Annotated in this window: 11 protein-coding genes; 8 read left to right on the top strand and 3 right to left on the bottom strand. The window is 68.2% G+C overall.

From position 1 onward, the window contains the following. Positions 1 to 61 precede the first annotated feature (61 nt). Positions 62 to 727, top strand: coding sequence for a response regulator (locus ACFWUU_RS12265; RefSeq protein ID WP_380175094.1), 666 nt, complete (start codon positions 62 to 64; stop codon positions 725 to 727). An 87-nt stretch (positions 728 to 814) separates the two neighbouring features. Next, complete coding sequence (locus ACFWUU_RS12260) at positions 815 to 1,186, top strand: response regulator transcription factor (RefSeq protein ID WP_380175092.1); 372 nt, start codon at positions 815 to 817, stop codon at positions 1,184 to 1,186. Here the strand turns inward: ACFWUU_RS12260 and ACFWUU_RS12255 are convergent. After that, positions 1,170 to 3,161 carry a hypothetical protein gene (locus ACFWUU_RS12255; RefSeq protein WP_380175091.1) on the bottom strand — a complete coding sequence of 664 codons (1,992 nt, stop codon included), beginning with the start codon at positions 3,159 to 3,161 and terminating at the stop codon, positions 1,170 to 1,172. The two genes, ACFWUU_RS12260 and ACFWUU_RS12255, sit on opposite strands and share 17 nt — an antisense overlap. 1 nt (position 3,162) lies before the next feature. Continuing rightward, a complete protein-coding gene (locus ACFWUU_RS12250; protein ID WP_380175089.1) occupies positions 3,163 to 4,440 on the bottom strand; it encodes a sensor histidine kinase in 1,278 nt (425 codons plus the stop codon). A 205-nt stretch (positions 4,441 to 4,645) separates the two neighbouring features. Between ACFWUU_RS12250 and ACFWUU_RS12245 the strand changes: the two genes are divergently transcribed. The 6 genes from ACFWUU_RS12245 to ACFWUU_RS12220 all read left to right on the top strand — a co-directional run bounded on the left by ACFWUU_RS12245 (position 4,646) and on the right by ACFWUU_RS12220 (position 11,950). After that, the gene (locus ACFWUU_RS12245; protein ID WP_137257091.1) at positions 4,646 to 5,395 is read left to right on the top strand and encodes an ABC transporter ATP-binding protein; all 750 of its coding nucleotides are present in this window, start codon (positions 4,646 to 4,648) and stop codon (positions 5,393 to 5,395) included. Positions 5,396 to 5,398: 3 nt separating this feature from the next. After that, positions 5,399 to 7,942, top strand: coding sequence for an ABC transporter permease (locus ACFWUU_RS12240; RefSeq protein ID WP_380175088.1), 2,544 nt, complete (start codon positions 5,399 to 5,401; stop codon positions 7,940 to 7,942). A 45-nt stretch (positions 7,943 to 7,987) separates the two neighbouring features. Continuing rightward, a complete protein-coding gene (locus ACFWUU_RS12235; RefSeq protein WP_380175086.1) occupies positions 7,988 to 8,629 on the top strand; it encodes a hypothetical protein in 642 nt (213 codons plus the stop codon). 178 nt (positions 8,630 to 8,807) lie between these two features. Next, the gene (locus ACFWUU_RS12230) at positions 8,808 to 9,659 is read left to right on the top strand and encodes an alkaline phosphatase family protein (RefSeq protein WP_380175084.1); all 852 of its coding nucleotides are present in this window, start codon (positions 8,808 to 8,810) and stop codon (positions 9,657 to 9,659) included. A gap of 63 nt (positions 9,660 to 9,722) precedes the next feature. Beyond that, entirely contained in the window at positions 9,723 to 10,976 is a 1,254-nt protein-coding gene (locus tag ACFWUU_RS12225; protein WP_380175082.1) for an MFS transporter, read from the top strand. Beyond that, positions 10,973 to 11,950 (top strand): TolB family protein, encoded by a 978-nt coding sequence (locus tag ACFWUU_RS12220; RefSeq protein ID WP_380175080.1) that lies wholly within the window; start codon positions 10,973 to 10,975, stop codon positions 11,948 to 11,950. Before ACFWUU_RS12225 ends, ACFWUU_RS12220 begins: the two co-directional genes overlap by 4 nt. On the opposite strand, the gene ACFWUU_RS12215 is transcribed toward ACFWUU_RS12220, so the two are convergent. Continuing rightward, entirely contained in the window at positions 11,943 to 12,863 is a 921-nt protein-coding gene (locus ACFWUU_RS12215) for a prolyl oligopeptidase family serine peptidase (protein ID WP_380175078.1), read from the bottom strand. The two genes, ACFWUU_RS12220 and ACFWUU_RS12215, sit on opposite strands and share 8 nt — an antisense overlap. Positions 12,864 to 12,879: the final 16 nt, after the last annotated feature.

Here is a 12,879-nt window from a genome sequence, read left to right as displayed (position 1 = left end):
CCGCCGGAGCGCAGTAAGTTGCAGACCCGGCCACAGTCGGTCCCGACGTTAGAGTGGCCGGATGGTGTTGCGGCTGGTGTTCGCGGATGACAACTTCTTGGTGCGTGAAGGGATATCTGCCCTTCTCGCCGAGGCCGCTGAGATCGATCTGGTCGAGACAGTTGGGGATCCTGCCGCTCTGCTCAGGGCGGTTGCCGAGCACCGGCCCGATGCCGTCCTCACCGACATCCGGATGCCGCCGACGTTCACCACCGAAGGAATCGACGCAGCGAAACGGATCCGGGCCGAGCAGCCGTCCACCGGAGTTGTCGTGCTGTCGCAGTACGTCGAGGAGGACTACGCCTTCGACCTGTTGTCGGACGGTGTCGCGGGACTCGGATACCTGTTGAAGGAGCGAGTGTCCCAGCTCGACGACCTGGTCCGGGCCCTGTACGACGTGGCGCGGGGTGGCTCGGTGCTCGACCCCACGGTCGTCGAGGGACTGCTCGCGCGGAAGATCAAGGACGAACAGTCGCCGCTCCTCCGGCTCACCGGGCGAGAACGAGAGGTGCTCCAGGAGATGGCGGCCGGCCGCAGTAACGCGGCCACCTCGAAGGCGCTGTTCATGAGCGAGCGCGCCGTCGAGAAACACGTCAGCGCGGTCTTCCAGAAGCTCGGTCTGGCGGACGAGGCCGACGTGAACCGCCGCGTGATGGCCGTCCTGGCGTTCCTCGAAGCCACCAGATAGTGCGGGCAACCGCACCACAGCCGAGCGGTCAGCCCCATGCCGCGCCGGCACCTCGATGCCTCACCCTGGCCGCAAGGAGGCAGGTCTGTGGTCGCTGTACGTGTCCTGGTCGTTGACGACCAAGAACCCTTTCGCCGGGCCATCGCAGCCGTCGTGTCGGAGACCGACGGCTTCGTCGTCGTCGCGGCGAGCGCATCGGGTGAGGAGTCGCTGCGAGCCATCGGCCGGCTCCGCCCGGACCTGGTGCTGATGGACGTACGCCTGCCGGGCATCGACGGGATCGAGGCCTGCCGGCGGATCACCGTCGCCGCGGACGCGCCGGTCGTCGTACTGCTCTCGACCTCTCCCCCGGACGAGTTCGAGCTGTCCGGCTGCGGGGCGGCCACCTACCTCGCCAAGGCCACCTTCGGCCCCGAGCAACTCGTCGCCACCTGGACCGCGGCTAGACCGGGATGCTGACCGACACCAGCAACGGATCATCGAGGTACGGCGTTCCGCCGACCGCCTCGATCCGATCGACGATGGCCTGTACGTCGATCTCCCCGCGGGCTACTCCATGCACTCGGACGACGAGCTCCTCCGCCACGACCGCCAGATCGATCCGGGCCCCGGTGGATGCCGACCGCAGCGCTTCAACACAACAGAAATAGGCCGCTGCTTCGACCCCGGCTGGGAACCGCCGATCCGCCGACGGCTCGACCCGCAGTACGGCGACAGCGCCGGTCCGGGCCAGGTGTGACCGCAGCGCGCGGGACAGACCGGACCGCGACAGCTGACCGGGAAAGACGCCATGGGTCAGCTCACGCAAGGATTCGAGCGCGGTGTTCGTCGAGGTGACGAGCCGCTCGAGCTCGACCGACGCTGCGACGCTCGATCCGGCTACACGGAGGCTGCTGAGGCGCTCCGGCATCGGCGCGAGATGGGACAGTACGTCGCGAGCGATCGCGGACTCCAACCGCTGTCGGGTGGCATCGTCCGCGGCAACCAGTCGTCTCCGTGACTCGGCGAGCGCACCGGTGGTGACATCCAGAGCGGCCACGTGTGCAGCCAGCTCGAACTCCATCGCAGCATTGCGAAACGCCACCGCGGTTTGGTCCGCCAGATCGCGGAGCAGCTGTTCGTCCGTGGGTCGGAGCGGACGTCCCTTCGGCATGATGACGCCGATGCTGCCGAGAGTCTCGCCGCCGTACCGGACCGGCACCTCCCACTCCGGGGGTTCTTCGGACTCAGCGGGCCAGGACTTGGAGATCCAGTCCGCTCCGGGCACCTGGAGGACGACGGTCGAGGATCGCGCGGACACCGCACGCCCGGCTGCTTCCGCGACCGCGGGCAACAGCGAGGTCGGCGAAGGGGTCTCGGCCAGGCGACGACTGAAGTCGGACAGCGCTTCGTACGGCTGCGCCCGTACTCCGTAGGCGAGCCGATTGGCCAGCCGGACCACCCACCCGCGGAGCGGCTGGAACGCGAGCGCGACCAGCGCGGTCGCCAGCAGGGACACCCAGAATCCGCTCGTCCGCAGGTTCACCAGGCCCGAGACGGCCAGCACCAGGCCGGCGTACCCGATCCCGGCGAAAATGGTGCCCAAGGCAAGGACTACGGCGCGGTTGATGATCAGGTCGAGGTCGAAGAGGCGGTACCGCAGTACGGCGACGGCGAGCAGCAGTGGCAGGCACGGATAGGAGATGTACAGCGGAAGAGTCGCGAGCCAGGTCTGGTGACCGCCGTTGATCGACTGCACGACGATCAGGTAGACGAAGCTCAAGGCGATGAGCGCTGCCGACACGGCAATCAACCGCACCTGCTGCCGCTGCTCCCCCTGGCTGCGGCGCAGGCGCAGGACCGTTGACACCATCGCGGCGATCAGGCCACCGGAGATGAACGGCAGACCGACCACGGACAACAGACTGCCGACCGGACCGAGGTTGTGATCGTCGATGTCGTACTCCGCCGGCGACAGCGTGAGCAGCATCCCGGCGTACGCGCCGTATCCGAGCAGGACGACGACCGCCGCCGCGCGCCAACGACGGGACAGGAAATGGCCGTCCGGCGCAACGAGGAACACAACGCCCAACGCGGCCAGCGACAGCTGCCCACCGAGCAGGGAGGCAACCCAACCGGCAACTCCGCCCAGGCTCCGCGACCCCGGCCCGTCCGCAGTGACCACCCAGACGCTGTAGGCCTCGGCCAGCAATGAGATCGACGACGAGAAGCCGATCAGGCACAGCAACCAGCCGATCGGATGCCGCGCCCAGCGAGCGACGATCAGGGCACCCATCGTCGCGCAGCCGATGACCGCGATGCTGACGAACGGGACGCCGTGCACGGCCACCGCTTCCTCGGACAGCAACGGCCGGTACCGGGAGGTCACCCAGATATCTGCCCCGGCCAACAGCGCGGTGATCGCCACCAGTACCCACGCCACCCGCGCGTACATGTCAGTCCCCGGGCCGGAGCGGGCCCGGCAGGCTCGCGGCGACCAGCGTGCCGTGCGACGGCGTGGTCGCGATCGTCAGGGTTCCGCCGGCCGACTCGACCCGATCACGCATGTTGACCAGGCCCGCGCCCGCACCTGTTGCCTCGGGATCGAACCCGGAACCGTCGTCCTGGACGGTCACCTCGAGAAGGCGAGGGCCGCCGGTCAGGCAGAGCTGAATCGCCTTCGCTGCCGAGTGTTTCGCGGCGTTCTGCAAGGCCTCCAGCGCACAGAAGTACGCCGCGGCCTCGACGCCGGCCGGGTAGCGGCCGAGGTCGGCCACGACGAACTCCACCGGGAGTGGGCTGTCGGCGATCGCCGTACGGAGCGCTGCCTCCAAACCTTCGTCGACGAGCAGGTTCGGGTAGATGCCGCGGGACAGATTCGCGATCGTCTCGATGGTGACGGTCGCCGCTCGACATTGCGCCTGGACGAGTCGGTCCGCCCGTTCAGGGGCCCGGCCCGCGAGGGTACGCGCGAGGCTCAGGTTCACCGCGAGGGCGACCAGATGCTGTTGCGCGCCGTCGTGGATGTCCCGCTCGAGCCGGCGACGTTCGGCGTTCTGTGCATCGACAACTCGTTGCCGGGACCTTCGCAGTTCGGCCGCCAAGGTGGACAACTCCGCGATCCGGTGCACGAGTTCGGCCCGCAGCCGAGTGCCTCGCAACACCAGCCCGGCCTGGTCCGCGAGGCCGGCGAACAGCCGCTCCTCGACCGGAGTGAGCGGCACGTTCTCGTGTTCCTGTACGGCGAGCACGCCAAGCAGCTCACCCGCCTGCCGTACCGCGAGCTCACGTCGGCCACCCACGCCGACCGAGCTGTCAGGCGGCCACGTCGCAGCGAGCCTCAACGTCCCGTCGACCATCAGCCACACCTGCGCCGACTGCGCACCCGTGCCATCGGCGAGGATCTCGGCCATCCGCACCGGCAGGTCGTCCCGGCTACCGGTCACAGCCGGCGAGAACCGCTTCAGCACCTCGTACGGCGACTGCCGTCCCCCGTGCACCAGCCGCGACATCACGCTCTCGAGGCGTGACTGCACGCGCCCGAACGCCAGCGCCACCACAGCCGTGGCGAGCACCGAGAGCCCGATGTGGGGCGAGGACGTGCGGCCGATCAGAACCCCGCCGCCGAGCACGATGACGACGTACACCAGCACCACGAACACCACGAGCCCGCCGAGCACCAGCAGGCCGACGAAGCGTTCACGGCCCGTCAGCCATCGCCCCCTCACCCTCACCTCTGCAGTCTGCCCCTGCAGCTGCCGGGATGGGAGTACCCGAACCCTCTGGGGTGGGTTACCCGCACGATCGCCCGCTGCACCGCTGCGGTCAGCCCCCGGCCGACGTGCGCCCAGCGCGGTGGGAGCGAGCAGCTGAAACGCCTTTGCTGGTAGCACGGCCGCTCGTTCCGGGGAGGCCACTCCAGCACAGGGGGTCTCACCTATGTCTGCCACCACAATCGCTCCGACCACATCCGCGGCCCGCGCGGAAGGCGTCAGTAAGTTCTACGGATCCGGAGACGCGACCGTCACCGCTCTCAAAGACGTTCACGTTGCCCTGCAGGCCGGTCAGTTCACCGCGATCATGGGCCCGTCCGGGTCAGGCAAGTCGACGCTGCTGCACATGCTCGCGGGCCTCGACCGGCCGACGTCGGGTGAGGTGTTCCTCGGCGACACCCGGATCAGCTCGCTCAACGACAAGGCGCTCACCCTGCTGCGTCGCGATCAGATCGGGTTCATCTTCCAGTCGTTCAACCTGCTGCCGACGATGACCGCGGCCGAGAACATCGTGCTGCCGATCCGCATCGCGGGCCGCAAGCCCGACGACGCCTGGGTGCAGTCGATCGTCGACAAGCTCGGGCTGGCTGACAGGTTGTCGCACCGCCCGACTGAACTGTCCGGTGGGCAACAGCAGCGGGTGGCCGCGGCCCGTGCCCTGGCTTCGCGTCCGCAGATCGTCTTCGCCGACGAGCCCACCGGCGCCTTGGATTCAGCCGCCGGCACCGAGTTACTCACCTTCCTGCGCACAGCAGTCCAGGAACTCGGCCAGACGGTCGTCATGGTCACCCACGACCCGACCGCGGCCAGCTACGCCGACCGGGTGCTGTTCCTGGCCGACGGCCACGTCGTCGACGAGATGTTCGAGCCGACCGCTGACGCCGTACTGGACTTCATGAAGCACCTGGGAGCGTGACCCATGTTCACCGCAACTCTGCGAGGGATGCTCGCACACAAGGTCCGGCTCGTCCTGACGATCGCGTCGATCGCGTTGGGCGTCGCGTTCCTGGCCGGCACGCTCGTGCTGACCGACACGATGCACGTGGCGTTCGACCAGCTCTTCGGCAAGGTCTCCGCCGGTACGTCGGCAGTCGTCCGGACCGAGGCCGCCTACAGCCAGTCGGAAGGCATCAGCACCAGCAGGGCGCCGATCCCGGCCGCTGTCGTCAACGGCGTACGCACGGTTGACGGCGTACGTGCCGCTGAAGGTGCCGTCAGCGGCTACGCGCTGCTGACCGACAACGCCGGCCGGGCCGTGCTGACCAACGGCGGTGCGCCGACGATGGGCTACAGCCTGGCCGCCGACCCCGCGCTGCGCGGTGACGTCAAGCTCCTGAGCGGCACCGCGCCGACCGGACCACGTCAGGTCGCGATCGACGCCACGAGCGCCGAGGAGCACCACATCGCGATTGGTTCCACCATCAAGGTGCTGTTCCAGGGTCCGGCGCAGGACTTCACCGTGGTCGGGACCGTCGGTTTCGGCAAGGAGAAGGACCTCGGCGGGACCACCGGCGCGTACTTCGACTCCGCCACCGCGCAGCGGGTTCTCGGCGTACCCGGGTTCTTCGACGCGATCAACGTGAGCGCGGACAACGGCGTACAGCCCACCGAGCTCGTGCAACGGATCAACGCCGTCCTGCCGAACGGCGCCGAGGCCGTCACCGGCGCGACCGTGGTGAAGGAATCCGCGGACGCGGTGAACAAGGACCTCAGGTTCGTCGGAATCCTGTTCCTGGTCTTCGCCGGGATCGCGTTGTTCGTCGGCGCCTTCATCATCTGGAACACGTTCACGATGACGATCACCCAGCGGTCCCGCGAGATCGCGTTGCTGCGGGCGATCGGCGCCACCCGGCGGCAGGTGAACCAGAGCCTGATCGTCGAGGCGTTCCTGCTGGGCCTGCTGGCCTCCGCGGTCGGAATCGCTCTCGGCCTGTTGGTTGCCAAGGGCCTCAATCTGCTCATGGACGCGGTCGGCTTCTCGCTGCCGAGTACGTCGATGCAGGTCCAGCCGCGCACGATCGTGGTCTCCCTGCTGGTGGGCACCCTGGTGACCGTCGTCGCCGCGCTCGTACCGGCGTACCGGGCGACGAAGGTCCTGCCGGTCGAGGCACTGCGCGAGGCCGTTCCGGGATCCGGCAACCCGTCGGGCAAGCGTGTCATCGCCGGCATCGTCGTCACCGGACTCGGCCTGGCCGGCCTGTTCACGACCCTGTACGGCGATCTCAGCATGAAGCTGTTCGGCCCCAGCCTGCTGGCCATCATCACCGGTGTCCTGATGCTGCTGCCGGCCGCGGCCCGGCCGCTCGCGTCGCTGATCGGCGTACCGCTGCGACTGCGGGGCCTGCCCGGCGAGCTGGCCAGGCAGAACGCGATGCGCAATCCACGCCGTACGTCGTCCACCGCGGCCGCACTGATGGTCGGCCTGACGCTGGTCGTCAGCATGGGCGTGTTCGCGTCGTCGCTGAAGGCGTCGTTCACGGACATCGTCGGAGACTCGACGAACGCCGAGCTGTTCGTGACGCCCTCGAGCAAGCAGGCCCCGGGCTTCAGCCCCGAGGTGATCAAGGTCGTCCAGGGCGTCTCCGGGGTCAACGCGGTCTCGGCCAGCGGCTTCGGCCAGGCCCGCTTCAACGGCACGGACTCCAGCTACTCGGCCGTCGACCCGGCGACCGCGGCAGTGGGTCTGAACCTGCGGTTGTCGTCCGGTTCGGTCTCCGCGCTCGGCACGGACGGCGTGGTGGTGGCCAAGACCACCGCCACGACCCACGGATGGAAGCTCGGCACCGTCATTCCCAGCGAGTTCGCGCAGACGGGCAAACGGAACTTCCACGTCGTCGGCATCTACGACAGCAAGGGCTGGATCAGCGACGACTACGTCATCAGCATCGCCGCACAGACCGCGGCGGCCGGCCGGCAGCTGACCGCTTCCGGGCTGGTCACGCTCGCGGACGGAGCCGACAAGGGAACCGTGCAGCATGCCATCACGGACGCGCTGACCGGCCACCCCGACGCCAAGGTGCTGGACCGCAAGGGGTTCGAGAAGGAGGCGAGTGGGTTCATCGACCAGTTGCTCACCTTCGTCACCGTGATGCTGTTGCTGGCGGTCGTGATCGCGCTGCTGGGCATCGTCAACACACTGGTGCTGTCGGTGTACGAGCGCACCCGCGAGCTCGGCCTGCTCCGCGCCGTCGGGATGACGCGGGCTCAGGTACGGGCGATGGTCCGCTGGGAGTCTGTGGTCATCTCGCTGATCGGCGCACTGGCCGGAGCCACCCTCGGTATCGGCCTGGGCCTCGGGCTCTCGCAGGCGCTCGCCGACGAGGGCATCAAGTCGATCTCGGTGCCCGGCCTGCAGGTCACGTTGTACGTCGTCCTCGCGGCCGTCGCCGGCGTACTCGCCGCCATCGGCCCGGCCCGGTCCGCCGCGAAGGTCGACGTACTGAAGGCGGTGATCGCCGACTGAAACCGCCCGTCCCACAGGTCCCCACTCGTTGAAAGGTTGCCCAGCATGACCGGATTGGTACCACCCACCACGACCACCGAACCGAACTACTCACACTCGGCCCTCGCCCGGCTGGCCGGCCCGCTCGCGGTGGCCGCCGGCCTCCTGATGGTCGTCGTCGAACTGGCGATCCTGCCCATCGTCGATGTCGACGATCACGTCGGAACCTCGACCAACCTCGTCTACCGGATCAGCGGCGTCGTGTACTTCGTCGCCTTCTGCCTGCTCGTGCTCGTCGCGGTCGCGGCGTACGCACGCCAGGCACACAGGGCCGGCCGCCTCGGCCTGATCGGCATGATCGCGGCCGTCGTAGGCACCATGTGGCTCGGCGGCGACCTGTGGTTCGAGTCGTTCTACGTCACCTACATCGCCGATCACGCCCCCCAGGTCCTCGAACTCGATCCGGGCGGCATGATCGTCATCGGCGCCATCTCCAGCTACCTGTTGTTCGCCATCGGCTGGGCCCTCTTCGGCATCGCGAGCCTGCGCGCCGGGGTCTTCCCCCGCGTCATCAGCGCAGCCATCATCATCGGCGGCCTCCTCGGCTTCCAGGCCCTCCTCCCGCCCTGGGGCATCGCCCTCGGCCTGGCCATGGTCTGGCTCGGCGTATGGCTGATCCGGACACCCGCACAGGTCGAGGCGACCTGACTCACCCGTCCGATCGTGTCGTTGTGCGATCGGAGGGTTTCTGAGAGTGATGGTCGGTTGTTTACCTTGCGCACATGTGGGGTGCTCGCAGTGTTGGGGTCGGCGCGGTTGGCGGATCTCACGATTGGTCAGGCTCTGGCGGTGGCGTCAGGGTCGGCCAATCCTGTGAGGAGGAATCGTGATACGGAAACGCATCGCGGCTGCGGTTGTGGCGGCGGCGGCCGTCGTCGCCTCGGTGGTGGTCGTGAACGGCCACTCGTCGCCCGCGCAAGCGGCGGCGAGTGTGCCGGTGTTCGACCACATCGTGCTGGTGATGTTCGAGAACCACGCGTACTCGCAGATCAGCGGGAGCTCCGGCGCCCCGACGTTCAACAGCCTGGCGGGCCAGGGTGCGAAGTTCACCCAGGCGTACGGCGTCACCCACCCCAGCCAACCCAACTATGCAGCGATCTTCTCCGGGTCGACGCAAGGCCTGACCAGCGACAGCTGCCCGCACACGTACAGCGGCAGCAACCTGGGCAAGCAGCTGATCGACGCCGGCAAGACCTTCAAGGGCTACTCCGAGAGCATGCCGTCGGTCGGCTACACCGGCTGCTCGAGCGGCCAGTACCAGCGCAAGCACAACAGCTGGGTCAACTTCAGCAACGTGCCGTCGGCGAACAACCTGCGGTACGCCGACTTCCCGAGCTCGGCGAACTACGCGAGCCTGCCGACCGTCTCGTTCGTGACGCCGAACATGTGCAGCGACATGCACGACTGCTCGGTCGGCACGGGTGACACCTGGCTGAAGAACAACCTGACGGCGTACGCGACGTGGGCGAAGACCCACAACAGCCTGCTCGTCATCACCTTCGACGAGGACAACGGCGGCTCGTCGAACCACATCTTCACCGCGTTCGTCGGCGCGCACACGCAGGTCGGCACCTTCTCCAACCAGATCAACCACTACAACGTCCTGAGCACCATCGAGAGTGCCTACGGGCTGACGCACCTGAACTCGGCCGCAGCGATCACCAACGTGTGGAACTAAGTCGTCCCGGCCCGCGGCCACGCTTCGGTGTGGCCGCGAGTCCGCGCCCCGGAGGTGACTCTCGTGTACCTGTCCTCGATCGACCGTCCGCACGCCGCGACGACCTCGCGCCGTCGCGCCCTCTTCCTCGTCAGCGGCAACGTCTTCGCACTCGGCGCCGTCAGCCTGATCACCGACATCTCCTCGGAGATGGTGACCGCTGTGCTGCCGGTGTACCTGATGATCGGCCTCCACCTCAGCCCCACCGTGTACGGCGTGGTCGACGGCACCTACACCGGCGCGACCGCGCTGTTGCGGCTCGTCGGCGGGTACGTCGCCGACCGGGCCAGCCGACGCAAGTTCATCGCCGGCCTCGGCTACGGGCTGTCGGCCGTGGCCAAACTCGGACTGCTTGCCGCAGGCAACGCCGTCGGTGCGATCGGAGCGGTGATCGCCCTCGACCGAACCGGCAAGGGCCTGCGCACGGCGCCGCGCGACGCACTGATCACGCTGTCCACACCGCCACGGCTGTACGGCCGTGCCTTCGGCGTACACCGGATGATGGACACCATCGGAGCGTTCGCCGGGCCACTCGTGGCGCTCGCCATCCTGGCCGGCACCGCGCAGGCGTACGACGCAGTGTTCGTCGCCAGCTTCTGTATCGCCGCGTTCGGCGTACTCGTGCTCGTCCTGTTCGTGCGGGATCACCGCGATGAACAGCCGCCGAAAACCACGGTCGCACCCTCGGCGTTGCGCGGCCTGCTGCGGATCGCGCCGGTACGTCGGCTGGTGCTGGCCGCATGCCTCGCCGGGATGGTGACCATCGGCGACGGCTTCGTCTATCTGCTGCTGCAACGGCGCGAGGAGCTGAGCATCGGCTGGTTCCCGTTGCTTGCCGTGGGCACCAACCTGTCCTATCTGGTGCTGGCCACGCCGCTGGGCGTGCTCGCCGACAAGATCGGCCGGCAGAAGGTGGTGATCGGCGGCTACCTCGCGCTGATGCTCGTGTATCTGCTGCTGTTCGGACCGCTCGGCGGCTGGCCACTGCTGATCGTCGTACTTGCTTTATATGGCCTGTTCTATGCATCGACGGACGGAGTGCTGATCGCGCTGGCTGGGCCGGTGCTGCCGAGCGGCGTCCGTACGACTGGGATCTCGCTGATCCAGACGGGACAGGCCTTGTCCTACCTCGTCTCCTCGGTGCTCTTCGGGCTCGCCTGGACGACCTGGGGACCAACCGGCGCGATCCGGACCGCGGCTGCGCTCGCCGCGGTCGCCGTCATCGTGGTTGCCTTACTCCTGCGCAAGATCCCAGCCGACGCGGAGCAGCCGGCATGAGGCGGCAGATCGTCCTCGCGCTGGTCGGGGCACTCGTGCTGGCGACCGTGGCGATCGGGTACGGCGTGTACGCCGTCGCGCGCCAGCCGACGCCGGTCGCAGCTGCCGACGCGCTGAGCCTTGCCGGCCCGCGGATCATGTTCCGCAGTACCGCACCGGACAGCAAGGGACACCTGGCGTTTGTTGCCAAAGACAACCCGGGCGGGCCGCGCTCGGTGTCCGCGCTGAGCTGCCTGCGGGTCTATGCAGCGGGCGGCACCGGCACATGCCTGCGGCAGGACGGCGCACTGGCGACTTTCCAGATCGCCATCCTCGACAAGAACCTCAATGTGCAGAAGGCGATTCCGCTGGTCGGCGTACCGAACCGGACCCGGGTCTCCGGCGACGGTCGCCTGGTGGCGTGGACGGTGTTCGTTGCGGGCGATTCGTACAACCACGGGCGATTCTCGACCCGCTCCGGGCTGATCGACCTCGGCACCGAGGACATGATCGACTCGCTGGAATTCCTGTCCGTCACCGTCGACGGACATCCCTACACCGCCCCCGACCTCAACTTCTGGGGAATCACGTTCGCCGCCGACGACAACCACTTCTACGCCACGATGTCCACCGCCGGGCACCGCTATCTGGTCGAAGGCGACATCGCGGCCAAGTCGGTGCGCACGATCGCCCGCAACGTGGAATGCCCGTCCCTGTCCCCCGACGGCAAGCGCATCGCCTTCAAATCCGCGATCGACGACAACCCGGCAAAGGGCTGGCGACTGACCGTCCTCGACCTCGCCTCAGGCACCAGAACCCCACTGGCCGAAACCCGCAGCATCGACGATCAACCAGCCTGGCTGGACCCCAACACCATCGGGTACGCCGTCCCACACGGACCCGCCGACTCCGAAATCTGGTCCGTCGCCGCGGACGGCTCGGGCACGCCCCATCTCCTCATCCCCCACGCCGAATCCCCGGCCGCGCTCAGCTGAGCTGGTCGTGGAGAAAGGTTGTTACGAGATCCATCAGTTGGGTGGTTGTCCAGGGGGCGGGGTCGTCGGAGAGGTCTCCGTGGCCTGCGCCGGTGACTATGTAGCGGGTGGATGGGACGCCGGCTGCGCGTAGGGCCTGGTGGAGGTGGGCGGTCTGCGCGGGCGGGATGATGCGGTCGTCGTCGCCGTGGAAGATGAGGAAAGGTGGTGTGGTCGGGGTCACCCGGGATGTCGGGTCGGCCTCGTGCATCTCGCCGACGGCGAGTCCGCCGGGGCCCACGACGTACGCCGTGATCGGGGAATCGGGGCCGGTTGTCGCCGCGACGATGTCGCCCTCGAAGCCGTCGGCGATCGCGGCCAGGTTCGAGGCGCCGAAGAAGTCGACGACGGCGTCGATCCGGTTGTCCGGGGCGGTGCCGGCCATCGACGCCAGGTAGCCGCCGGCCGACTCGCCCCAGACCGCGACATGGTCCGGGTCGATCGCGTACTCCGCCGCGTGATCGCGCAGGAACGCCAACGCAGCAGCGATATCGGCCAAGCCGTCGCGGTAGGTCGCGCCGACGGTCGTCGTACGGTAGTCGATGCTCGCCACCACGAAGCCGGCCGCGGCCACGTACCGGCGCTGCTTGCCGGCCATCATCCGGCGGGCCGACACGAACCCGCCACCGGGCAGGTACAGCACCAGCGGAAACGGACCGCTCCCCTGCGGTACCAGGACGTCCATCCGGAGATCACCGGAGTACGCGATGCCCTTGTCCGACCGGAGGTTCCGAACCCGGCCGATCTGCGGACCCGGTCCGATGTCGAGCGCCACGCTGTCGGGGTCCTTGTCCGGAGCCGCGACAGTCGAGAATCGAATCGGGTGCCCTTGCAGCGCGGCGAGCGCCATGATGATCCGCATCGAAAGCTTCACGCCGACATCCTGCCAC

The sequence above is a fragment of the Kribbella sp. NPDC058693 genome, assembly GCF_042715335.1.
In the GTDB taxonomy this organism is placed as follows: Bacteria; Actinomycetota; Actinomycetes; order Propionibacteriales; family Kribbellaceae; genus Kribbella; species Kribbella jiaozuonensis.
This window is presented reverse-complemented; position numbering and strand designations above follow the sequence as displayed.

Bases quoted from the DNA above. Each gene is read 5' to 3' on its own strand.
- ACFWUU_RS12245 (WP_137257091.1), top strand. From the start codon at position 4,646: ATGTCTGCCACCACAATCGCTCCGACCACATCCGCGGCCCGCGCGGAA.
- ACFWUU_RS12265 (WP_380175094.1), top strand. From the start codon at position 62: ATGGTGTTGCGGCTGGTGTTCGCGGATGACAACTTCTTGGTGCGTGAA.
- ACFWUU_RS12255 (WP_380175091.1), bottom strand. From the start codon at position 3,161: ATGTACGCGCGGGTGGCGTGGGTACTGGTGGCGATCACCGCGCTGTTG.
- ACFWUU_RS12235 (WP_380175086.1), top strand. From the start codon at position 7,988: ATGACCGGATTGGTACCACCCACCACGACCACCGAACCGAACTACTCA.
- ACFWUU_RS12220 (WP_380175080.1), top strand. From the start codon at position 10,973: ATGAGGCGGCAGATCGTCCTCGCGCTGGTCGGGGCACTCGTGCTGGCG.
- ACFWUU_RS12240 (WP_380175088.1), top strand. From the start codon at position 5,399: ATGTTCACCGCAACTCTGCGAGGGATGCTCGCACACAAGGTCCGGCTC.